Below are 20,493 nucleotides of genomic sequence, written 5' to 3'. Positions count from 1 at the left end.
GCATGTTGCGTTGCGCCGCTGTGCATACGTGCTCAATGTCCACTCATGGACAGGCCGGGGCGAGGCGGCAGCGCCGATGACCCCCGGCTACTTTCCTTTTTGTGTAAGCGGACGTGAAACCCGTTTACGGAACGCCGTCGGGGCCTGACCGGTCCAGCGTTTGAAGGCCGTCGAGAACGCAGCCTGATCTGAATAGCCCAAAGAATACGAGATTTCAGCTAGATTCATGCCGTTCTTGATAAAGGTTTGCGCAAGATCACAGCGCAGATCTTCGACAATCTCGCGGTAGGAAGTGCCTTCATCCGCCAGACGACGGGCAAGTGTGCGCGGGCTGAGCCCAAGTCGAGAGGCGGCTTCATCCGCCTGAATTATCCCTCCGGGCATTGACCTGGTGATTAACCCTTCGGTCTGTGCACGGGTTTTTTGTTCTGGCTTACGTCCTTCCGCCAGCAGACGCTCGCCATATTCCAGCAGATGCGCCCGCAGACTGGGATCATAGGTAGGGATCGGTGTTTCGAGTGAGGGTAGTGATAAAATAACCTCCAACCGTTCAGCCTCAAACTTTACTGGAAAGCCTCCGATCTTTTGAAAGGTGTCCGCATGTCGCCCCACACTGTGCTGAAATCGTATTTCGATAGGATACAGTTTCACCTGCGTCAGAGCCCGCATTCGAGCAATGCTTGCGAATAACAAAAACTCGGTTCGACGATGATATCGCGAAAAACTTGGGTCCTTCCATTCAGCCTCCAATGAGGCGGAGTTGCCGGAAACACGCAGACTGAACGCCAGTGCGGGGTCGATGATACCATGAAACCGCGTTGTGTTTTCCAACACCTGTTTCAGATCCCGCGAGTATTTACTGATATATGCCGTCACACTGGAGGAAGAATTGAACTCTAATCCCGCGCCTGCACCGAATGTGATGTCACCGAGCGCATCACAGGCATGGCGAACAAACATGGCCTCTTTGCGGGCGCTAAATAGTGTGGCAGGTGCTTCAACATCCATCCGGGTCAATGCGCTGTTTTTCAGAACCTGATCGACAACCGATAAACTCGCGCGTTGTTCGAGGGCGCGCATCAGCAATTGAATGCGTGAAATATCAACGTCCATAACCTTGTCCGAAACTCATCCTGATAATCTGATCACGATAGCGGAAAGGCGCGGTATTTTGCCAGCCTCTGTTACAGACACTTGTGACGTGTCGGATATTCGAAAGGATTTGGCTGAAATTGCCAAGAATACCGCGGGAGTGACACCTAAATATCCATCGTTGCCGGGTCAGCACCTTTTGGGGATAAGGTCGAGCCCAAGCCGACGGTCCACCAAGCCGTTTCAATGGGTTCCCCGGCACGGCTCTCCTTAGTGGTCGGTCATGTCGCATTGCCGCGAGATTTATGCTGTGCCAGTATCTTCTTGAATTGATGGTGGTATTTGGATTTACAGTGCCTGACTTGCCAGACATTAAAACTGATTTGATTGTCTTTGACGGTGAATGCGTTTTGTGTTCGCGGTTTTTTCAGTTCATGTTGCGCCATGATCGGGGCCAAAGGTTCAGATTTGCGACCGCCCAGTCGGATTTGGGGAAGAGACTCTATTCACGGCTGAATCTCCCGACCAAGGATTTTGAGACCAATCTGGTCATCGTAGATGGTAAAGTTCACCAGAAGCTTGATGCTTTTGCCGCCGCGATGCGCGCGTTACCGGGAGCTTGGTTCTTGCTGTCCTTGTGCCGATATCTTCCAGTGTTTGTTAAGGATCGGCTGTATCACTCGATTGCCCGTAATCGATATGCGTTGTTTGGTCGTTACAAACATTGTTTGGTTCCCGATGCTAGCCTTCGGTCTCGGTTCGCTTCAGATGGCTTCTGAGCACGACCCGTTCCTGCAAGCTCTGGGCGTGGATGAAAAGCTGCCGGAGGCAATTCAAAAACTGCACTCGGCTGAGGGGCAATATTCGGGAAGATGCAGCATAATTCGAGGTCGGGGGCGGTTGGTCGCCCTGGCTTTGCGCATCGGAGGATTCCCGCCAGGAGGGGACGACCTTAAGATCACTCTCACCATACGGCGAACAAAAGGGCATTGGATTTGGAAGCGGGACTTTTCCGGGCATGAGACATGTTCACGCATTAGTTTTGACCGGAGATACAATTGCGTCCACGAAAGGATCGGGGGGCTCGCAATTGGGTTACAGCCTGTGCGAACCGAGGCAGGGCTGTCGATTCAAATCCGTCGGCTCGCCCTGTTTGGAATACCTTGTCCAAAGTTTCTGCTACCGCAGTCAGCCTCGACGGAAACCCAAGATTCAATGGACCGCTTTTGTTTTGACATCTCTGCCTATGTGCCCGGCCTGGGTTTGCTGATCCGATATAGCGGGTGGCTTGAGCCGGATCGGAGCGAATTGAGGTCAGTTTGAATTGATTGTGATCTCTACTGTTTGGAGTGGTGAGGCGCACTAGGTATATTTCAGGTGGAAACAGGAAGATGACGAGGATGAAACAGATATTATCAGTTACGTTGGGCGCACTTATGTTGCTCGGTTCTCCGGCAATGACCAGCGCGGCACCAAACGGATATCAAACCGAAGCGATCAGCAATACGGAATTCGAAGTCATCCCAAGGGCGCGCAGAGATGTCGATGGATATTGGTGTGCTGCGGCGGATTTCGCACGACGGTCTTTAGGTGCGGGGTGGCAACAGCGTATTTATGTCCTGCGCGGCTACGGGCCAAGCGTGACGACCGGCCGAAAGACGGCGGTGCAGTTTTCGCTCAATCCACCTGCAAATGTAGACCAGCAAGGCAGTATATCGGCTGGCTTCAAAGCCGGCGACAGTATGTCTGTGCAAGGTGCAAATGGCCGGTGCAGTCGTCGCATTAACTTTAGGTGATCTGCGGTGCAGACCGAATTCTCGATCTCAACGCAGGGTGCGGGGCTCTATGAGTTCACCGCCCCTGTGCGCGATTGGCTGAGGCCGGTATCAGATGGCCTGCTGACCCTCTTCGTGCGGCACACCTCTTGTTCTTTGCTGATTCAGGAAAACGCTGATCCCGAAGTGCAGACCGATTTACATGCCTTTTATGACCGGCTTGTGCCGCGTTCCGACCATCCTTCGATGGCTTATCTGCGCCATACATATGAGGGGCCGGATGACATGCCAGCTCATATCAAGGCTGCGATGATGCCGGTTTCGTTGTCGATCCCGGTGAGGAGTGGGGCGCCTGTGCTGGGCACATGGCAGGGTATTTACGTGTTTGAACATCGCAATGCACCGCATATGAGAAAGGTCGCAGCGCACTTTGCGTGACGCTTTATATTGGGGTGGAAAATTCCGACTACCCAAACCCTAGCGGCTGCCCTATAGTTGTGGATAAGTAAGCCGCAGCGCTTACAAAAGAGGCCGAACTAGGGACGAGGAGACGGCGGATGCGCTGCCCGTTTTGCGGAAATATCGATACTCAGGTTAAAGATTCACGCCCGGCTGAGGATCACGTCGCGATCCGCCGACGCCGGTTTTGTCCGGCCTGCGGCGGACGGTTTACGACTTATGAACGTGTGCAGTTGCGCGATCTGGTTGTGATCAAGACCAATGGAAAACGAGAAGATTTCGACCGCGACAAACTTGAGCGTTCAATCCGCATATCGATGCAGAAGCGGCCGATTGATCCGGAGCGGATCGACCAGATGATTTCGGGTATCGTTCGCCGATTGGAAAGCATGGGTGAAACCGATATCCCATCGAACAAAATCGGTGAGATTGTCATGGAAGCGCTGGCCCGGATTGATACGGTCGCATATGTTCGTTTTGCGAGTGTGTACAAGAATTTCCAGGCGGCCGACGATTTCGAGGAGTTTGTCCACGAGTTGCGCCCGCCGCAACCTTCGACGGACGAGTGAACGAAGCAGATAAGCGATTTATGGCGCTTGCCTTGTCTTTGGGGCGACGCGGCCAGGGCACGTGTTGGCCGAACCCGTCCGTCGGGTGCGTGATCGTGCGCGATGGGCGTATTGTCGGACGCGGCTGGACGCAGCCCGGAGGCCGCCCGCATGCCGAACCCATCGCACTTGCCCAAGCAGGCAAGGCGGCACAAGGGGCGACAGCGTATGTCTCTCTTGAACCCTGCTCGCATCACGGAAAAACGCCACCCTGTGCCGAAGCATTGATCGAGGCTAGAATTGCACGTGTTGTCTCGGCAATCGAAGACAGTGACCCGCGTGTGGCTGGACAAGGGTTCACCTTGCTTCGTGAAGCTGGGATTGATGTCGTTACCGGGGTTCTGGCCGAACAGGCGGCACGGGATCACGCGGGGTTCTTTCTGAAAACCGAGCAAGGTCGACCGTTTGTAACACTGAAACTGGCCAGCAGCTTTGATGGTCGGATTGCCACTGAAACCGGGCACAGCCAGTGGATCACCGGCCCCAATGCACGCCGTGCAGTGCACGCCATGCGGGCCCGCCATGATGCGGTCATGGTCGGCGCGGGAACGGCGCGGGCTGATGATCCGTCGCTGACGGTTCGCGATTTAGGCGTAGAACGCCAGCCGGTCCGCGTGGTGGTGTCTCGGCATCTGGACTTGCCTTTGATGGGGCATCTCGCGCGGACCGCGTCCAAAATTCCGGTCTGGCTCTGCCATGGTCCTCATCCGGATCCTGATCGCGCCCGCGCCTGGGAGGGGCTTGGTGCGCGACTGATCCCATGCGCATTGGACGATCATCACGTTGAAGCCGCTGATCTGCTGCACCAGCTCGGGCAAGCGGGGCTGACCCGCGTCTTTTGTGAAGGCGGATCAGCTTTGGCTGCGTCCTTGCTAGAAAGTGATCTGGTCGATGAGCTGGTTGGTTTCACCGCCGGGCTTACGATCGGAGCCGAAGGTCTTTCGGCGATCGGAGCCTTAGGGTTGGATACTTTGGAAACCGCACCCCGGTTCGATCTGATCGAAACGCAGGTTGTTGGCGGTGATATCCTGCACCGTTGGGCGCGCGTCACGCATTAGGCCTTAGCGCCACCAACGCGCATGCGTTGCCATCATTCCTTGTAGTTTGGACAGAAGGCGGTTCATAAGTCCTGTCGCCGTTGGTGCGCCGTGCGCAAGCCGCTCAACCGCGATCTCGACTGGGCAAGCCTGTCCAGTCACGGGATCAAAGTATCGCGGGTAGTCGATCAGGGTTGCGTGTACCAAGCCCATCAATGAAGGCTGCGCGCCGCGACGAGCAGGCACAGCCCCCAAATCTGTCGTCAACCCCCACCCAGCATAGAATGGCGCGCCTAGCGTCGTGACCTTGACGCCGCGCAGCAAAGCTTCGAACCCTAGCAGAGAGGTCATAGTCCAAACCTCGTCTACCTGAGTCATCAGGGTGGCGGGGTCGGTGCGCTTGACCACAATGTCAGCCAAATCTGATTCGATTTTGCCCTCTCGCAATCCGGCTTCGACATCAGGGTGAGGTTTGTAAATCAGAACAGCATCAGGATTGGCCTTGCGCGTTACACGCAGCAGATCGAGGTTGTTGCGAATATTGCTTGTACCCAGTCTGATCGAGGCGTCATCTTCTACCTGCCCCGGCACCAGAATGCGATGGCCTTTTGGCAGGTCCGGGGCAGGATGACCGACGTTGTACTTGCTCAGGCCGTCAGAGAGTAACCGGGCTATCAGCCGTTCTGATCGAAGCCTCTGGTCCGGTCGCAGCGTCTCTCGCGCGGTGATCCATTCCTCTAGCCGGCTGGGGTGGGTCGGGTCGTAGTAAATACCGATATCATCGGTCACAAGCGAAAGCGGTGGCACCAATTCCGCACCCAATCCACGCGAGCGTAGAAAGCCATCCTCGACGCGTGTTGCGCTCAAAGTATCACGCGCTTGGCTCGCCCAGGCCATATGGGGATGTGCGGTATCTTTTGGCTGCTCGGATGTAAAACGCAGCTTACCGTGTTGACCGAAAATGCGCTGCAGGCGCCGCCGCTTCCACACCCGCATACCCGATGCGGTCCAACCTTTGTGATCCTGTCTCCAAGCGCGGGTCTGCGCCTCGAGTGTATCGATCACGGTTTCCAATTCGCACAAGCAGTCTTGATAGGGGTCGTACCAGCGCGGATACAGGATCATTGTTGCTGCAAAAAGCTGCGCCCGCGTGAGGTTGCGTTGTCGACGGGGGAGGGGGACGTCGTCCTGTGTCAGCCCCCACCCTGAGTAAAACGGTTGCCCGAACACTCGGGGTTTATGTCCCGCCAGAATGGCTTCAAATCCCATATGTGACGACAGTGTATAAACACCGATAGCGCCTTCCAACAGTGACCAAGGGCTTATGGGGTGGTCCAGAATGGACACGCGGTCATTCAGATCTTGATCAGAAAAATATCCTTTTCGATGACCTGCGGTCGTTTCGGGATGGCTTTTGATGATGACGCGCGCGCCTGGGTTTTCCTCTTGTGCGATGACCAGCATCTCGCGGAACCGCGCATAGTCGCCGTGGCTCGCAGTAACGGCCGCATCTCCCTGGATTTGATCAATTACCAGAACGTAGCCGGGTTCAGGGGGTGGTTGATCAAGATCGTAGGCTGAGTATTTGCTGAGGTGCAATTCGCGTAGGCGCGCAATCGCGCCCCGCGCGCGATCCAGCAGGGCAGTGTCATCCAGCGGATGTGTCGTAAGCAGGGTTTCCAAATCGGATGGCGTAGTAGGATCAAAATGTAGACCTGCACGGTCAAGCAGCAATCCCAGCGGGGCCTCGCCGCTGCGTCCGGGTTGCAGAGATCTCAGGAACGCATCTTCGATCCGTAAGATGGGCACATCGCGTTTCCGCGCTATGGTCAAGCCGCGATGAGCAGTTGGGCTGTTGCCCCAGACCCCAACAAGATCTTCGTGTTGGGGCAGACCAAGCCGAATGTCATACCCGGACAAAGACAGGACCCGGCGCACACGCCGTTGTGTCAGGAAACCACCGTTGTAAACAAACAGCCGGGAGCGTTCGCCCCCGGCCATGCTCTCCGGTTCAGGAAACATCCACTAGTTTCCCGTAAGTGTCGCTACATTCGCAAAGGGTGTCAGACCTCCGGCGATCAACGAGATTGATTTGCTCCACTGTGCATATGGGGCTTCGGTGACATAGATCGTGTCATCGTCGCGGATCACAAAATCACGTGCAACAAACAAGCCGTTGGGTGCGGTCAGGTTCAACAGGTAGATCATGCGTTGATCACCCGTCAGCTCAGGGCGCCCCATAACGCTACGTGCAATGTCCTGCCGTTCGTCGCGCAGAATGAATATCCCGGTCGGATCTGACGACAGCGATTGAAGGCCCCCAACTTGTGCCAGAGCTTCGAGAGCCGATAAATCCTGACTTTCGAACGCCACGCGGGACTGCCCAGTCGAACCCAGTGCAATATACGAGCGGCTATCCTGTTCAACCAGAATGCGATCACCGCCGCGCAGGGCGATGTCGGTTTCCGGATTGCGGAAAAGATCGTTGTACCAGATCGTTCCCTTTTGATTTCCGCGGATCACGGTAACCAAAGCTATATCCGATGCAACTGCGACGCCTCCCGCTTGGGCGAGCATGGTCGACAAGGTTCCTGTCGGGCGCTCGATCGGGTAAATACCCGGTGCGCCGATCGTCCCGGTCAAGGAAACAGTCGACCCATTGCCTGGCGTGCGCGTAACCTGAACCTGTGGGTCCGGCGTTTGCTCTTCCAGTTTGCTGGAAATCAGGGTGCGCAATTGCTCGGGAGTATTGCCCGCCGCACGCAGCCGACCAGCGTAGGGAACGAAAATATATCCGTCATTGTCGACTTGAACCTGATCCAGATTGGTCGCACCACCAGCTTCTGAAGTCAGCAACCCGTCGTCGACATTCTCCCAGATGCTAAGATTTAAAACATCGCCGGGACGCACAGTATCAGACGCAATGCTTTGGGCGCTGCGAAAAGATTGTGAGAACCCGTATTGCGGAACCGCGGAGGCGGCACGTGCCACGCGGTCGTCGACCTCGACAACAAAGGCGTTGCCGCCGTTTTCGACAGAACCTGCCAGGATTTCTGTTTTGTTCGGTCCGGATTTCGGAAGCTGACACGCTGCCAGCAAACCAAGGACCACCACAAAGGAAGCCCCCCGTATCCATCGGGTGGGAAAACGCTGCACTGCCGATTTACCTCAGTCGTCTTTGTTTTGGGCAGGTTACCCGTTTCAATGCCAAACATCCAGCAACGGGTTGATTCAAGTTACTTAACAAGATGCAACTGTGGCGTTGCGGCCTCGTTGTCTTCCAGTGCCGACTGATATGGACCCTGTTTCATAAGCATCATATCTGCGGCACGGCGCAATAATTGTCGACGTCCTTTTCGGGAATAGAAGCCACCCGGAATCTGACTGGTATTGAGAAGAAATTGTCGATAGTCCCGGTAGGCTTTGCTGTCCGGAGCATTGGGGTCAGCAAAAAAAGCCTCGATTGGCTGCCGGGAAACAAACTGTGGCTTGTCATATACCGACCGTCCGAAACTGCGCAGGGGAATGCCGCGCCACAGGGCTTGTTGGCCTGCAGTTGAATTCACGGTTACTGCTGATCTTGCTTCATCGAGAAGTTTTGCCAACTTACCACCTGGCACATAGTGAATGCGATCAGTGATATCGAGTTTTTCGGCCATGCGCTGGGCCATGTGCCGAAGTGGTTCACGATGGTTTTCCAGCGGATGCTCTTTGATGACGAGGTGGTGGTGCGCAGGGGCGCCCTTGGCAAAACCGTCAATCACCTGGCTGAGAAACTCGCTCATGTAGGAATAATCCGAATGGGATTGCACCGAGCTGTCATGACCCAGTTGCAACAGGACAAGGTGATAGGGAAAGCCCCCCCGCCTGACCCGAGTTGTCGCCCATCTTCGCTGTAATCTGTGGATTGGCATCAGTGCCAGGCGCTTGAAATACAATTGAAACTCTTTGGCGACCGGTAGCTCGCGGTGAGGCTGGAAATTTCGATAGCGCCGGTTCATGAACATCACGAACCAATGGTAAAGCGCGCCGTAGAAAATGTGCTGGCGCATATCCCCCCAATGCGAGGGCGGCGGAGGGGTTTGACCCTCAGACTGCGCCAATGCCGTCTGCATCTCTTCCACATCAAGCTCCATCAAACGCGAGTTTCCGTTCGAGCCATTGCGCTCATACGTCACCCACCAGGGGCGCAGATATCCCTCTTCGAAAACATGGATAGTAATGCCGCGTGATTTCGCAATTCGAACCGCATTTGCATGGATAGGCCGGGTATCACCATAGAGTACGATATCAGTGACACCATTGAGTGTAACTATGTCGGTGAATGTAGCTGGCCAATCGTCGGGATTCCCCAGATAGGGAATAAAGCTGGTCGGGTCGCTCCAAAACGCCTGATCGCCCGCGTTGAACCCAACACGGATGACTTTGGCTCCGGCTGCGCGCAGCATACCACCTAGTGCATTGAAGAATGGACCATGGGGACCTTGCAGGAACAGGAACACACGCCGGTCAGGGCAGGTGGTTGAAGATGCCATATAGTCTGCTCGCAAGGAGTATTCGTGGAACGTTTGGATGAAATTATGCCTCTTTGTTGGATTCTGGGCAAGGCAGGGCTTGTCCGTCGGGCTGGGTGCCTTTACCTCGATTATTGAAATTAGGCTCTTGGGGTTGATGAAATGTTTACAGGGATCGTCACCGATATTGGCACTGTTGCCGAACTTGACCAGCAGGGTGACCTACGGGCAAGGATCAGGACCAGCTATGACACAGCAGGGATCGATATGGGTGCTTCGATCGCAAGCGATGGTGTGTGTCTGACCGTTATCGCGCTGGGGGACGACTGGTACGATGTTCAGATCAGCGCCGAAACGGTTTCGAAGACCAATTTGGATCACTGGCAGGTCGGCACGCAGGTAAATCTGGAGCGCGCCTTGAAAGTCGGGGATGAACTGGGGGGGCATATCGTCTCGGGCCATGTTGATGGCGTAGCCGAAGTGATTGCGGTAGCTGACGAGGGCGATAGCACGCGTGTGACTTTGCGCGCACCCGTTGATCTTGCTCGGTTTATCGCGCCAAAAGGATCGGTAGCGCTGAACGGTACGTCTTTGACGGTCAACGATGTTGAGGGATGTGACTTCGGTATCAACTTCATCCCGCATACCAAAGAGGTCACCACATGGGGTGATGTCGCGGTCGGTGACAAGGTGAATCTTGAGATCGATACTCTGGCCAGATACGTGGCCCGTCTGGCCGAGATGTCCTGAACCTCAGGTTCCCGGCCCGAACCGTGCCGTGAGCCTTTTGGCCAGCCACCAGAAGAAAAGGACCAACAGGATCGAAGCATATCCATCAATGGCGTAATGCCACGCAAGATGTACCGATCCCAACAGGATGACAAAGGTAAACACCGTCAGCCCCCAGCCCAGCCACCGCGAATAAGTGAACCCATACAACGCCAGGAGCGCGCTTGAAGCGACATGCATACTGGGCATCGCTGAGATACCCCGTGCGAGCCCCGAATTTTGAAAGCCATCCAGCAGCGTGCTTTGCACTTTCAGCGCCCAGACCGGGCTGATTTCATGTGATTGGCGCAGCAATTCCATCTGCGGAACGAAATCTGTGCCCAGATTGAAGGGTTCATAGTAAACAGGACCGACAGATGCAAAGATCGTCGCGATCACGTTACCCCCGACAAACCAGCAAAGCACAAAGGCGACAAGGAATACCGTGCTACGGATCGGATCCCGGCGATCCAGGCAGGCCACGCAGACGGCGATGTAAAGCATCGGAAACCAGATATGATAGGCAGCATTCAAAGCTGTTGTAATCACTGGCGACCCAAGGACGGGCCTTAGCAAAGTCCAGGGATCGACGCCGCCGTGAAGGAACCTGTCCCATTGCGCAAACTGTGTGTCCCAAAGAGAGGGATTCAACGTGTGTATTTCGTTCTTCAAAAATGTGTAGGTTACGATCAGGGCAACGATGCTGACGAAGCAGATCAAAACGTCGGGTGCTTTTTCGACGTCTGTCAGTTTGGTCCGCAGGTCTTGCAACATCCAATGAATTGGCTTTTGGGGTTTGACCACAATAATCGCAACACCAAGCCTCCAGAGGATGAAATTTGCGAACATAAAGCAAAGCAGACGGAGCGATATCCCTAAAAGGATGGGGGTCGAGGAATCCCAAAATGAACGGCCCACATAGAGGCTGACGGCGATGGCGCATGCGATTTGCAGCGCAACCAGTGACAATAACAGCCTGTTACGCCAAAGGGAATTTATCAGAACTGCATTAGAAGCAGGGAGATAGGCGGTCTTGGACACTGGGCTCGATATCTCGACACACTAGGGAATTGTTGAGTTTTAGGTGCCTTTGATATCGGGCATTCCGAGGGCTGGATTGCGGCAATTTGTGGACAAAGCCCACATTTTTCCCTCAAAGGTTCAGAAAATGGCAACAATATCGGCGTATCGAAACAGGCATATATACACCCGCAGTGGCCAGTTTTTACGCCCGTCTTAGATTGAATTACTTGTTGCACATTCCAATGCCAAGGGCGGATCGCACAAACCCGAGCGCATACGGGCTGGTCATTGACGCGCACGTGGTCTATTTCGCCAGCAAACCTGCCATGCGAAAGGCTTACCCCATGAGCTTTGAAACCCCCGGACCGGTTGAGGCCCAGTTGCGCGAGGCGATTAGCCCGATCGAGGACATCATCGAAGAGGCCCGCAAAGGCCGGATGTACATTCTTGTCGATCACGAAGATCGCGAGAATGAGGGCGACCTCGTAATTGCTGCAGAATTTGCCGACGCGAATGCCATCAACTTCATGGCCACCCATGGGCGCGGGCTGATTTGTCTGCCCATGACAGCAGAACGGATTGATCATCTTGGGCTGCCGATGATGGCCGTTAACAATTCATCACGTCACGAGACGGCGTTCACCGTTTCGATTGAGGCGCGCGAGGGAGTTTCCACTGGTATTTCCGCCGCTGACCGCGCGCTGACTGTCGCGACCGCGATCAACGAGCAAAACACGATGGCACATATTGCGACACCGGGCCATGTGTTCCCGTTGCGTGCCAAGCGCGGTGGGGTGCTTGTGCGCGCGGGTCATACCGAGGCGGCAGTGGATATCTCGCGTCTGGCCGGGTTGAAGCCAGCGGGAGTGATCTGTGAAATCATGAACCCCGACGGCACCATGGCGCGCCTGCCTGATTTGGTAGAGTTCGCCAAAGAGCATGACATGAAGATTGGGACAATCAGCGACCTTATCAGCTATCGCTCGCGTAATGATAATTTGGTCGTCGAAACCTCGCGTGAGACGGTGACCTCGGAATACGGTGGCGACTGGGAGATGCGGATTTTTACCGATCAGACCCATGGCATCGAACATGTTGTCATGATCAAGGGTGATATCACCACGCCCGAGCCGGTGCTGACTCGGACCCATGCTTTGCATGAAGCGCCCGATATTCTGGGGCTCGGCCCGAAATCCTCGCGCGAGCTGCCTCGCGCGATGGAGAAGATAGCCGCAGAGGGGCGGGGGGTGGTTTGCCTGTTCCGCCAGCCCCGCAATTCTCTCTATGCTGCCGAAGATGAAGGTCCGCGGACTATCAAGCAAACCGGCCTGGGTGCGCAGATTCTATCCAAGATGGGTGTTCAGGAACTGGTGTTGCTGACTGATTCACCCGAAACTGTATATCTGGGGCTCGACGCCTTTGGGCTGTCCATTGTCGGAACCCGCTCGATCCTCAAGGAAGACTGAAAATGGCTGAACAAGACAAACATGGTATCCTGCCGCCGCCGACATTCGATAAACCGGTTAAGTTGCTAATTGTGGCGGCTCCTTTCTATCGCGCGATTGCCGACAACCTGATTGCAGGTGCCAAAGCCGAGATCGAGGCGGCTGGCGGTACCTGCGAGGTTGTCGAAGTTCCCGGCGCGTTGGAAATTCCGACTGCTATCGCCATGGCCGACCGTCAGTGCAATTTTGACGGCTATGTCGCGCTGGGCTGTGTCATTCGCGGCGAGACCACGCATTATGAAACAGTCTGCAACGACTCGAGCCGTGCTATCCAGCTGATGGGCCTGCAGGGCCTGTGCATCGGCAATGGCATTCTGACGGTCGAGAATGACGATCAGGCCGAAGTTCGCGCAAACCCTGAAAAGATGAATAAAGGCGGCGGAGCCGCCGCTGCGGCCTTGCATCTGATCGCGCTCAGCCGTAAGTGGGGCTCTTCCAAAAAGGGCGTGGGCTTTAAGCCGCCGTCCGAGTCCATCCTTGTGGCGGGCGACAGCAACGGATCCACAACCGCATGACCAAGACAGACGCGCCGAAACCGGCCAACCAGAAACGCCTAATGAAATCCGCCGCACGCCTCTATGCCGTGCAGGCGTTATTCCAGATGGAGCAATCGGGTCAGACGACTGAAGCAGTCGTAACCGAGTTTCTGGATCACCGTTTTGGCGCCGTCTATGAAGGCGAAGAAATGCTGGATGGCGATATCAGCGTCTTCCGCAAACTGGTGGATGACGCCGTGAACTATCAGGCGCCGATCGACCAAATGACGGATCGCGCGCTGGTGGCGAAATGGCCCATAGCTCGCATCGATCCGACCCTGCGCGCCCTGTTTCGAGCCGCCGGAGCGGAGCTGACCCAAAGCAACACACCGCCCAAAGTCGTCATCACTGAATTTGTCGACGTGGCCCGTGCATTCTTCCCCGAAGGTAAAGAACCCAAATTCGTCAACGCTGTGCTGGATCACATGGCGCGCGAAGCCCAACCCGAGGCGTTCTGACGCCTTTACCCGGAACAGATTTGCGCTAGCCTGAAAGGCAGAGCGCAAGGAGGTTCGCCATGCCCAAACTGGTCCGACTGTATATCACTCAAGTTGCATGGGGCTTTGCCATCTCGGCTGTTTTTGTCGGGGTGCTTCTGGCGATGAACGTTGCCAACCTGCGCCACCTGATTACAGGGTCAGAAATCGGACTGATCGCATTGGTGATGATCTGGTTTATGAACGGGATCGTATTTGCAGGGGTTCAGTTCGCCTACAAGATCATGAGCATGGCAGAAAAACCCCAGGGGCCGCGCGGCGGATCAGCTGTTGCCCACAATTTCCGACCTGCAGTCGTCAAACAGGAAGTGCGATCAGATCATTGATCTGAAAAGGGAAAATGTGGCGGGACCACCAGTCAACCGTGGGGCTTTGATTCCCGAGGACCTGTGTATACAGGTGGGCGCCAGGTAATCAGGCCAGGACCTGAACAGAGCCAGCTCCCTCGGAATTGCTTAAGGCCACCGGAATGCTGCCATGCACGAGAAGGGCAGAACCCGCCAAGCGCTTAAGTAGGGCGTGAAGCGGGTTCGCACAAGGGGTTATGCATCAACAGTTTCGTGCAGTGCTGTGCGCATCTTACCGAAATGTTCGTCCCAGCCGTTGTCCAGTGCAAGGATCAGGCCAAAGGCGTCGACCCCTTGTGGTAGCCCTTCGTGCAACAAGCCAAGGCGTGTACCGCCCGGGACCGGTTCCAAGGTCCATTTGACCACGCTCACGGCGTTACCCATCGGTTTGACGGTAAATGTGTATTCCAGATATTCCGGGAGGCGCGCCTCACGCACTTCACCCCAGATCAGAAGATCACCGCTGGTCGTCCCGAACATCTCAAGCTTTTTACCCGCTGCCAAAGGTTGTTCGGGTTTGTGGAACCATTCTGCCAGACGGTCAGGTTCGGTTAGGTAAGCCCAAACAGTTTCGGGCTCGGCCCGCAAGAATATGGTCTTTTGCAATACGGCATTGGTCACTTTTTATTCCTCTCTATCGCTTCTTTTAAGTTCGAAAGGCGGTCGTCCCAGAACCGATCAAAATAGCTGAGCCAGTCCAGAACAGGGGCCATCCCCTTGGGTTCAAGCCGATTAATGCGTTCACGGCCCTTTGCTTCGACCGTAATCAGACCGCCATCTGACAGAACAGTCAGGTGTTTTTTGACCGCCGCCCGTGTCATGTCGAAGCGTTCGGTGAGTTGTGCGATCGTCATGTCCTTGGCCGCCAACATCTGCACAATGTCCCGACGGGTAGGGTCAGCAAGCGCCCGGAACGCGTTTTGAATCTTCGGGTCCATGGCACACTCCATATGATACCATTAGGTACTATATTAATGAGATACCAAATGGTATCATGTCAAGAACTTGAATTTTGTTCGCCAATTGTTCACACTTTGGGTATGACACTCGATCTACAACCTGGACAAAAACTGGCACGCGGTGTTTCGCGACATTTGTTAACCCATGGCTATGTTTCAATTGAGGAATTTGTACCGGCACGGGGTCTGCGCGTCGATGTGATGGGCTTGGGCCCAAAGGGCGAGCTGTGGGTGATCGAGTGCAAATCCAGTCGTGCTGACTATCAGTCAGACTCTAAGTGGCAGGGCTATCTGGAATGGTGTGATCGATTCTTTTGGGCGGTAGATACTGACTTTCCGACCGATTTGCTGCCTGAAGACACAGGGTTGATTATTGCAGACGCATATGATGCCGAGATCATCCGAATGAGCCCGGAAAGCAAAGTGGCTCCGGCGCGAAGAAAGAAGATGATCCAGAAATTTGCTGTAGACGCAGCCCGCAGGCTGCATTCGCTGCGTGATCCGCGACTTTAACTGCTGACTGCCCGCGCTGCCTGAGCAGCGGCGCGGATTTCCTCGGCGATTTCTTCGGCCTCTTCCGGGTCAAAATCCATCGGAATCTCAATACCGGAACCTTCAATAAACAGACGCACCATACCCTGATCGGTGGGGCCGATCTGCAGGTTCGCTTCGATTTCGCGTTCGGTGTTGATGCCCATTTGTGCCTCCGGGAATTCAGCCTTGGTGCTAGCGTGCAACGGGTTGAGAATCAAGCGGGCTATAGGGTCAGATAGGGAATGGATGACATCAACCTTAGGCCCTTTCGTCCAGATGACACCGCGTGGCTGGTGGAACGACACGGTACGCTGTATGCCCGCGATGAGGGGTTCGACGAGACTTTCGCCCCTCTGGTGGCGCGAATTCTTGAGGAATTTATTGCCAATAGTAACTCAGAACGCGAATGCGGTTGGATTGCCGAGCGCGCAGGTGAGCGACTTGGAAGCATATTCTGTGTCACGCAGGACGATCACACTGCCAAGCTGCGCTTGTTTTTGCTGGTGCCCGAAGCTCGCGGGCTGGGGCTTGGCAAGCGTCTTTTGACCACCTGCATGGGCTTTGCGCGCAGCGCGGGATATCGTGAAATGGCGCTTTGGACTCATGAAAGCCACGCTGCGGCCTGCGGGCTTTACCGCTCGTTTGGATGGCAGCTTACAGACAGCAAGCCGGTACATTCTTTTGGGGTCGATCTGGTGGAACAAAGCTGGCGAATTCGGCTTTAATCCCCTTGCAATCCTCGCACGCCTTCGCTAAATCGCCCCTCACGAGTGCCGCCTTAGCTCAGTTGGTTAGAGCGCTGGATTGTGGATCCAGAGGTCCCCTGTTCAAGCCAGGGAGGCGGTACCATTTCCCCGGACTTGCATCGATTGCCGAATAAGGTCTCGGGGGGGATCCGGCGCTTGCAATAAACCGCATTTTAGAGGTGTAGTTGAGACATGCCGGACGCTAAGTTTTCAGAAACCCGCATTGCCGCCCGCCTTTCTGTCGCCCCTATGATGGACTGGACGGATCGTCACTGTCGGTATCTGCATCGCCTGCTGAGTTCGCGAACGCTGTTGTACACCGAAATGGTGACGGCACCCGCTTTGGTTCGGGGCGGGGCGTTGCATTTGCTTGAATACAGCCCCCAGGAACACCCAATCGCGCTTCAGCTGGGTGGGTCCGATCCAAGCGAGTTGGCACTGGCTGCCAAGTTGGGGGTCGAGGCTGGGTATGATGAGATCAATTTGAATTGCGGCTGCCCGTCCGACCGTGTGCAATCGGGCACGTTTGGCGCCGTTTTGATGCGCGAACCTGCGCGTGTTGCGGAATGTGTTGCGGCTATGCGTGAGGTCGTGGAGGCTGAAGTAACTGTAAAGTGCCGGATAGGGGTTGATGAGCAAGACCCTCAAAAGGTGCTGCCCGTTTTCCTTGAGCAAATCAAAGCGGCGGGATGTGAGCGTGTCACAATCCACGCTCGAAAGGCATGGCTGCAAGGGCTAAGCCCTAAGGAAAATAGGGATATCCCTCCGCTTGACTACGAACTGGTTCATCAGATGAAGGCAGATTTTCCTGACCTTCACATTTCGATCAACGGCGGAATTACATCGCTGGCACAGGCGCAGGAGCAACTGGACGCAGGGCTTGATGGCGTCATGATCGGGCGCGCGGCCTATCATCAGCCAACGGATATTCTGGCCGGAGCAGATCCGCTGATTTTTAGAATCGGCCAGATTGCAGATCCGATGGACGTGGTTCAAAAAATGTTGCCCTATGTCGAAGCCCATCTTGCCGGTGGTGGGCGATTGCACCAGATCACACGTCATATGCTGGGTCTGTTCGCAGGACGTCCGGGTGCGCGGGGGTGGCGACGGATGCTATCTGAGGGCGCAGTGCGCGAAAATGCAGGGCCTGAGGTGATCCTGCGGGCTCTGGATTCGATTGTGTCGAATGCATCGGTAGAGCAGGCGGTTTGACACGGCCCTTGGCCGATTTGGAGGGATGATGCCGGATACGATGTTGCTGGCCCAGATGCTGGGGCTATTGCTTGTAATTGGCGCCTTCGCAGGGGTTTTGGCCGGGTTGTTGGGCGTTGGGGGCGGTATCGTGCTTGTGCCTGCTTTCTTCTATGCGTTTCAAACACTTGGATATGGCGGCCCACAGTTGATGCAATTGTGTCTGGCAACTTCGCTGGCGACTATAATAGTGACCTCCGTCCGTTCGGTGCTGAGCCACAACAAAAAAGGTGCGGTTGATTGGGATATATTGCGCAGTTGGGGTCCGGGCATTGCGGCTGGTGCGGTTATCGGCGTCCTGGTGGCTTCGGCGCTGAGAACAGAGTTGTTGCAGGCGCTATTCGGTATTCTTGGCATGGTCATCGGAGCCTATCTGGGATTGGGTAAATCCGAATGGAGGCTGGGGGACGCGATGCCCAAAGGTTTGCGCCGTGCCGCCTTGTCCCCCTCGGTCGGATTTCTATCGGTTTTAATGGGGATCGGCGGGGGCAGCTTTGGTGTCCCACTCATGAGCCTATACAACACTCCGATCCATCGCGCAGTTGCGACCGCCGCTGGATTTGGCGTGATCATCGCAGTGCCATCGGTGCTGGGCTTTCTGTTTCTCAACATCGCGCCTGAGCATCGCCCGCCTCTGACCATTGGAGCGGTCAATCTTGTGGCTTTCAGCATCGTTGTGGCCATGACCATGATCACTGCGCCATGGGGCGTAAAGCTTGCTCATGCGATGGACCCGAAACCGCTTAGACGCGTATTTGCGGTGTTCCTTACGCTCGTGGCGTTGAATATGCTGCGCAAGGCACTGGGATGGTAGACGCCTTTTACAACCGCGGTTGGGTCAGGTTTTCTCATGATGCAGCACTCGCCCATTGGGTGGCGCAGGTTCTGCCTGCGGCCCGCAAGGCGATCGACGATCCGCTACATTCTATCTGGCATGATTGCGAGGGGACTTGGTTCATCGGTGTGGACGCGCTGGAAAACGACGCGCAGGGCAGGGTGGAAGGGTCGCTTGCGTTGTCCGGCACGGCAATAGAATTTGCGTATCGACAATTCGGGGTGATCGACCTGCATAAGGCGCAGGTATCGGTCATATATCCTGGGTATCCTCAGCCCCGCCGGGGTGAAAGTGAAGCCGCCGCACGATATCGCGCCAATCGCGATGCTGCGCATGTGGATGGATTGAAGCCATCGGGACCAGACCGGCGACGGCACGTGGATGAACCGCATGCCTGGATATTGGGCATTCCGCTGACAGAAGCGTCATGTGATGCCTCACCGATGGTGGTTTGGGATGGTAGCCATAAAATACTTGGTGCAGCGTTCCGCAACGTGCTGAAAGATGTCTCTTCGGGCGAATTGGCCAACACTGATATCACGGATACCTATCAGGCTGCCCGACTGGAGGTGTTTCAAAACTGTCGGCGGATTGAACTGCCTGCACAGCCGGGTGAGGCCTATCTGTTGCATCGTCACTGTCTGCATGGTGTTGCCCCATGGGGCGCTGATGCGAATGCCGGGCCTGATGGACGGATGATCGCCTATTTCCGTCCCGAGTTGCCGGGCGGTGTGGCACAATGGCTGGAAACTCCGTAACCTCCTGCCATTATTTGGCTTTGGAGGATGATTTAGATGATTACAGTTCATACAAACTCTGATGGTGCGCTGATCGAAGTGGAGCTTTCAGGCGAGGTGACAAGCGCGGATTACGCCGCCACATTGGTGCCCGCAATCGAGGCGGCGCTTGAGGATCACGATTCGGTTCGCCTGCTGGCGATCGCAACGCCCGAGTTCAAAGGATACGACCTCGGCGCGGCATGGTCCGATACCAAGCTAGGGCTCAGTCATTGGCGTGGTTTTGATCGGATCGGGGTTGTCGCCGATCAAGGCTGGGTTCAGACAAGTATCCGATTGGCCGCCCCCATACTTCCGTGCCCTGTGCAGGTTTTTGGGATGGATGAAGTGGAAGAGGCGCGCCGCTGGATGCGTGAGTCTCTCGGGGCGATCCATGTGACCGATCTTGGTGGGCCGTGTGTTCAGATTAGTCTGATGGGCAAGCTTGATTCTGAAGAATACGGTCAGGCGCAATCCGACCTGGATGCAATGTTGCGTGAACGCGACGGATTTCGTCTTCTGATCGATCTGCGCGAATTTGATGGCTGGCAGGGGCTTACGGCGATGGCGGCGCATTTTCGGTTGGCCGCTGGTCATATCGGTATGTTGGACCGTGCAGCGATTGTTGGCGATAAGAGCTGGCAAAAGATGGCGCAACGTATGGCCAGTCACGTATTGGGGACCCGGACACAGTATTTTCCTGCAGAAGAGTTCGAAAATGCGAAAACCTGGCTTGCGGCAGGGTAAGCTTGCTCAAGTAATAGCTATCGGAAACAATGCCTTGACCGGCGCCAAATTGATCTTTTCCAAGGTGACGTTACGGAATGCAGGCTATCGAGTACGTTTTTATTGACTGGCTGGTCAAAAAATAAAAGTGTGCGTTTTATCTTTCCCACGTTGCGAGGGAAGGGTGAAAACTGTTTCGCGCCGCTGTGGGCTGCCACTCACTCGACCTTCGGTCTCCGGGCTCTTCTACCCCCTCAGAGTTCGGGTCTGAACCACAGCGGCGCGGCTATCTTTTTGATCTGGCCCTAAGATGAAACTCCGCTCAGTTTTGAACCGAATTTTGATTTGGGAAAGGTCGGATCGACCTCGAGTCAGCAGTGTCCCAGATGAAGCGCGCAAAAACTTGAAACAAGCGGCAAATCGGGCTGAATTGGTCGAATTGTTCGGCGCAGAACTACGAGACCGAAATGTGCTCCAAGAATTACCACCAACTCATAAAGCTAAA

Annotated in this window: 25 protein-coding genes and 1 tRNA gene; 18 read left to right on the top strand and 8 right to left on the bottom strand. The window is 55.4% G+C overall.

Features of this window, described 5'->3' with window-relative positions:
- Nucleotides 1–87: 87 nt before the first annotated feature.
- A complete protein-coding gene (locus ACRZ91_RS05695) occupies nt 88–1,113 on the bottom strand; it encodes a helix-turn-helix domain-containing protein (protein ID WP_480903211.1) in 1,026 nt (341 codons plus the stop codon).
- Nucleotides 1,114–1,397: 284 nt separating this feature from the next.
- Between ACRZ91_RS05695 and ACRZ91_RS05690 the strand changes: the two genes are divergently transcribed.
- The 6 genes from ACRZ91_RS05690 to ribD all read left to right on the top strand — a co-directional run bounded on the left by ACRZ91_RS05690 (nt 1,398) and on the right by ribD (nt 4,992).
- Nucleotides 1,398–1,871, top strand: coding sequence for a thiol-disulfide oxidoreductase DCC family protein (locus tag ACRZ91_RS05690; protein WP_480903209.1), 474 nt, complete (start codon nt 1,398–1,400; stop codon nt 1,869–1,871).
- Nucleotides 1,792–2,415, top strand: a complete 624-nt coding sequence (locus tag ACRZ91_RS05685) for a DUF4166 domain-containing protein (RefSeq protein ID WP_480903207.1) — start codon at nt 1,792–1,794, stop codon at nt 2,413–2,415. The genes ACRZ91_RS05690 and ACRZ91_RS05685 overlap by 80 nt, the downstream gene beginning before the upstream one ends.
- A 77-nt stretch (nt 2,416–2,492) precedes the next feature.
- The gene (locus ACRZ91_RS05680; protein WP_480903205.1) at nt 2,493–2,888 is read left to right on the top strand and encodes a hypothetical protein; all 396 of its coding nucleotides are present in this window, start codon (nt 2,493–2,495) and stop codon (nt 2,886–2,888) included.
- Nucleotides 2,889–2,894: 6 nt separating this feature from the next.
- Nucleotides 2,895–3,305, top strand: a complete 411-nt coding sequence (locus ACRZ91_RS05675; protein WP_480903203.1) for a secondary thiamine-phosphate synthase enzyme YjbQ — start codon at nt 2,895–2,897, stop codon at nt 3,303–3,305.
- A gap of 119 nt (nt 3,306–3,424) precedes the next feature.
- A complete protein-coding gene (nrdR, locus tag ACRZ91_RS05670) occupies nt 3,425–3,895 on the top strand; it encodes a transcriptional regulator NrdR (protein ID WP_008756450.1) in 471 nt (156 codons plus the stop codon).
- The gene (gene ribD / locus ACRZ91_RS05665; protein WP_480903201.1) at nt 3,892–4,992 is read left to right on the top strand and encodes a bifunctional diaminohydroxyphosphoribosylaminopyrimidine deaminase/5-amino-6-(5-phosphoribosylamino)uracil reductase RibD; all 1,101 of its coding nucleotides are present in this window, start codon (nt 3,892–3,894) and stop codon (nt 4,990–4,992) included. Before nrdR ends, ribD begins: the two co-directional genes overlap by 4 nt.
- Nucleotides 4,993–4,995: 3 nt before the next feature.
- Here the strand turns inward: ribD and ACRZ91_RS05660 are convergent, their stop codons facing one another.
- From ACRZ91_RS05660 to ACRZ91_RS05650, 3 genes are all read right to left on the bottom strand, one after another.
- Nucleotides 4,996–6,993, bottom strand: coding sequence for a capsular polysaccharide biosynthesis protein (locus ACRZ91_RS05660; RefSeq protein WP_480903199.1), 1,998 nt, complete (start codon nt 6,991–6,993; stop codon nt 4,996–4,998).
- 3 nt (nt 6,994–6,996) lie between these two features.
- The gene (locus ACRZ91_RS05655; protein ID WP_029621996.1) at nt 6,997–8,127 is read right to left on the bottom strand and encodes a polysaccharide biosynthesis/export family protein; all 1,131 of its coding nucleotides are present in this window, start codon (nt 8,125–8,127) and stop codon (nt 6,997–6,999) included.
- Nucleotides 8,128–8,207: 80 nt separating this feature from the next.
- On the bottom strand, nt 8,208–9,506 hold the full coding sequence (locus tag ACRZ91_RS05650; protein WP_480903197.1) for a capsule biosynthesis protein: 1,299 nt from the start codon (nt 9,504–9,506) through the stop codon (nt 8,208–8,210).
- A gap of 141 nt (nt 9,507–9,647) precedes the next feature.
- Here ACRZ91_RS05650 and ACRZ91_RS05645 point away from each other — a divergent pair, with 141 nt between their 5' ends.
- Nucleotides 9,648–10,235, top strand: coding sequence for a riboflavin synthase (locus ACRZ91_RS05645; protein ID WP_170472388.1), 588 nt, complete (start codon nt 9,648–9,650; stop codon nt 10,233–10,235).
- 3 nt (nt 10,236–10,238) lie between these two features.
- On the opposite strand, the gene ACRZ91_RS05640 is transcribed toward ACRZ91_RS05645, so the two are convergent.
- Nucleotides 10,239–11,222 carry a phosphatase PAP2 family protein gene (locus ACRZ91_RS05640; RefSeq protein WP_480903194.1) on the bottom strand — a complete coding sequence of 328 codons (984 nt, stop codon included), beginning with the start codon at nt 11,220–11,222 and terminating at the stop codon, nt 10,239–10,241.
- 398 nt (nt 11,223–11,620) lie between these two features.
- On the opposite strand from ACRZ91_RS05640, the gene ribB reads away from it, so the two are divergent.
- The 4 genes from ribB to ACRZ91_RS05620 are packed head-to-tail and all read left to right on the top strand — an operon-like array spanning nt 11,621 to nt 14,140.
- Nucleotides 11,621–12,742 (top strand): 3,4-dihydroxy-2-butanone-4-phosphate synthase, encoded by a 1,122-nt coding sequence (ribB, locus tag ACRZ91_RS05635; protein ID WP_170773051.1) that lies wholly within the window; start codon nt 11,621–11,623, stop codon nt 12,740–12,742.
- Nucleotides 12,743–12,744: 2 nt separating this feature from the next.
- The gene (locus ACRZ91_RS05630; RefSeq protein ID WP_480903192.1) at nt 12,745–13,296 is read left to right on the top strand and encodes a 6,7-dimethyl-8-ribityllumazine synthase; all 552 of its coding nucleotides are present in this window, start codon (nt 12,745–12,747) and stop codon (nt 13,294–13,296) included.
- Nucleotides 13,293–13,775 (top strand): transcription antitermination factor NusB, encoded by a 483-nt coding sequence (nusB, locus tag ACRZ91_RS05625; RefSeq protein WP_010442006.1) that lies wholly within the window; start codon nt 13,293–13,295, stop codon nt 13,773–13,775. The genes ACRZ91_RS05630 and nusB overlap by 4 nt, the downstream gene beginning before the upstream one ends.
- A 59-nt stretch (nt 13,776–13,834) precedes the next feature.
- Entirely contained in the window at nt 13,835–14,140 is a 306-nt protein-coding gene (locus tag ACRZ91_RS05620; RefSeq protein ID WP_170540768.1) for a hypothetical protein, read from the top strand.
- A 216-nt stretch (nt 14,141–14,356) separates the two neighbouring features.
- Here ACRZ91_RS05620 and ACRZ91_RS05615 read toward each other — a convergent pair whose 3' ends face one another.
- Both ACRZ91_RS05615 and ACRZ91_RS05610 read right to left on the bottom strand, forming a co-directional pair.
- Nucleotides 14,357–14,782 (bottom strand): SRPBCC family protein, encoded by a 426-nt coding sequence (locus ACRZ91_RS05615; RefSeq protein ID WP_480903190.1) that lies wholly within the window; start codon nt 14,780–14,782, stop codon nt 14,357–14,359.
- Nucleotides 14,779–15,099 carry an ArsR/SmtB family transcription factor gene (locus ACRZ91_RS05610; protein ID WP_260022663.1) on the bottom strand — a complete coding sequence of 107 codons (321 nt, stop codon included), beginning with the start codon at nt 15,097–15,099 and terminating at the stop codon, nt 14,779–14,781. The genes ACRZ91_RS05615 and ACRZ91_RS05610 overlap by 4 nt, the downstream gene beginning before the upstream one ends.
- A gap of 102 nt (nt 15,100–15,201) precedes the next feature.
- Between ACRZ91_RS05610 and ACRZ91_RS05605 the strand changes: the two genes are divergently transcribed.
- The gene (locus ACRZ91_RS05605) at nt 15,202–15,633 is read left to right on the top strand and encodes an MmcB family DNA repair protein (protein ID WP_480903188.1); all 432 of its coding nucleotides are present in this window, start codon (nt 15,202–15,204) and stop codon (nt 15,631–15,633) included.
- On the opposite strand, the gene ACRZ91_RS05600 is transcribed toward ACRZ91_RS05605, so the two are convergent.
- Nucleotides 15,630–15,818, bottom strand: coding sequence for a DUF6324 family protein (locus tag ACRZ91_RS05600; RefSeq protein ID WP_010442011.1), 189 nt, complete (start codon nt 15,816–15,818; stop codon nt 15,630–15,632). The genes ACRZ91_RS05605 and ACRZ91_RS05600 overlap by 4 nt on opposite strands.
- Nucleotides 15,819–15,896: 78 nt before the next feature.
- Here ACRZ91_RS05600 and ACRZ91_RS05595 point away from each other — a divergent pair, with 78 nt between their 5' ends.
- The 6 genes from ACRZ91_RS05595 (at nt 15,897) to ACRZ91_RS05570 (ending at nt 20,009) form a co-directional block, all read left to right on the top strand.
- Nucleotides 15,897–16,379, top strand: a complete 483-nt coding sequence (locus tag ACRZ91_RS05595; RefSeq protein ID WP_480903186.1) for an N-acetyltransferase family protein — start codon at nt 15,897–15,899, stop codon at nt 16,377–16,379.
- Between the two features lie 47 nt (nt 16,380–16,426).
- A tRNA-His gene (locus ACRZ91_RS05590) sits at nt 16,427–16,503 on the top strand.
- Between the two features lie 89 nt (nt 16,504–16,592).
- A complete protein-coding gene (dusA, locus tag ACRZ91_RS05585) occupies nt 16,593–17,612 on the top strand; it encodes a tRNA dihydrouridine(20/20a) synthase DusA (protein ID WP_480903184.1) in 1,020 nt (339 codons plus the stop codon).
- Nucleotides 17,613–17,640: 28 nt separating this feature from the next.
- Nucleotides 17,641–18,465, top strand: a complete 825-nt coding sequence (locus tag ACRZ91_RS05580; RefSeq protein WP_170472371.1) for a sulfite exporter TauE/SafE family protein — start codon at nt 17,641–17,643, stop codon at nt 18,463–18,465.
- Nucleotides 18,459–19,244 carry a hypothetical protein gene (locus tag ACRZ91_RS05575; RefSeq protein WP_480903182.1) on the top strand — a complete coding sequence of 262 codons (786 nt, stop codon included), beginning with the start codon at nt 18,459–18,461 and terminating at the stop codon, nt 19,242–19,244. Before ACRZ91_RS05580 ends, ACRZ91_RS05575 begins: the two co-directional genes overlap by 7 nt.
- 36 nt (nt 19,245–19,280) lie before the next feature.
- Nucleotides 19,281–20,009, top strand: coding sequence for a SpoIIAA family protein (locus ACRZ91_RS05570; protein ID WP_010442016.1), 729 nt, complete (start codon nt 19,281–19,283; stop codon nt 20,007–20,009).
- Nucleotides 20,010–20,493: the final 484 nt, after the last annotated feature.

This window comes from Ruegeria sp. O11, from assembly GCF_056535285.1.
The sequence above is the reverse complement of the archived record's forward strand: the minus strand, read 5'-3'. Positions and strand labels throughout refer to the sequence as shown.

Bases quoted from the DNA above. Each gene is read 5' to 3' on its own strand.
- ACRZ91_RS05575 (WP_480903182.1), top strand. From the start codon at position 18,459: ATGGTAGACGCCTTTTACAACCGCGGTTGGGTCAGGTTTTCTCATGAT.
- ACRZ91_RS05620 (WP_170540768.1), top strand. From the start codon at position 13,835: ATGCCCAAACTGGTCCGACTGTATATCACTCAAGTTGCATGGGGCTTT.
- ACRZ91_RS05660 (WP_480903199.1), bottom strand. From the start codon at position 6,993: ATGTTTCCTGAACCGGAGAGCATGGCCGGGGGCGAACGCTCCCGGCTG.
- ACRZ91_RS05600 (WP_010442011.1), bottom strand. From the start codon at position 15,818: ATGGGCATCAACACCGAACGCGAAATCGAAGCGAACCTGCAGATCGGC.
- ribB (WP_170773051.1), top strand. From the start codon at position 11,621: ATGAGCTTTGAAACCCCCGGACCGGTTGAGGCCCAGTTGCGCGAGGCG.
- ACRZ91_RS05685 (WP_480903207.1), top strand. From the start codon at position 1,792: ATGCGTTGTTTGGTCGTTACAAACATTGTTTGGTTCCCGATGCTAGCC.
- nusB (WP_010442006.1), top strand. From the start codon at position 13,293: ATGACCAAGACAGACGCGCCGAAACCGGCCAACCAGAAACGCCTAATG.
- ACRZ91_RS05680 (WP_480903205.1), top strand. From the start codon at position 2,493: ATGAAACAGATATTATCAGTTACGTTGGGCGCACTTATGTTGCTCGGT.
- ACRZ91_RS05695 (WP_480903211.1), bottom strand. From the start codon at position 1,113: ATGGACGTTGATATTTCACGCATTCAATTGCTGATGCGCGCCCTCGAA.
- ACRZ91_RS05580 (WP_170472371.1), top strand. From the start codon at position 17,641: ATGCCGGATACGATGTTGCTGGCCCAGATGCTGGGGCTATTGCTTGTA.
- ACRZ91_RS05605 (WP_480903188.1), top strand. From the start codon at position 15,202: ATGACACTCGATCTACAACCTGGACAAAAACTGGCACGCGGTGTTTCG.
- nrdR (WP_008756450.1), top strand. From the start codon at position 3,425: ATGCGCTGCCCGTTTTGCGGAAATATCGATACTCAGGTTAAAGATTCA.
- ACRZ91_RS05650 (WP_480903197.1), bottom strand. From the start codon at position 9,506: ATGGCATCTTCAACCACCTGCCCTGACCGGCGTGTGTTCCTGTTCCTG.
- ACRZ91_RS05690 (WP_480903209.1), top strand. From the start codon at position 1,398: ATGCTGTGCCAGTATCTTCTTGAATTGATGGTGGTATTTGGATTTACA.
- dusA (WP_480903184.1), top strand. From the start codon at position 16,593: ATGCCGGACGCTAAGTTTTCAGAAACCCGCATTGCCGCCCGCCTTTCT.
- ACRZ91_RS05610 (WP_260022663.1), bottom strand. From the start codon at position 15,099: ATGGACCCGAAGATTCAAAACGCGTTCCGGGCGCTTGCTGACCCTACC.
- ACRZ91_RS05595 (WP_480903186.1), top strand. From the start codon at position 15,897: ATGGATGACATCAACCTTAGGCCCTTTCGTCCAGATGACACCGCGTGG.
- ACRZ91_RS05570 (WP_010442016.1), top strand. From the start codon at position 19,281: ATGATTACAGTTCATACAAACTCTGATGGTGCGCTGATCGAAGTGGAG.
- ACRZ91_RS05645 (WP_170472388.1), top strand. From the start codon at position 9,648: ATGTTTACAGGGATCGTCACCGATATTGGCACTGTTGCCGAACTTGAC.
- ACRZ91_RS05630 (WP_480903192.1), top strand. From the start codon at position 12,745: ATGGCTGAACAAGACAAACATGGTATCCTGCCGCCGCCGACATTCGAT.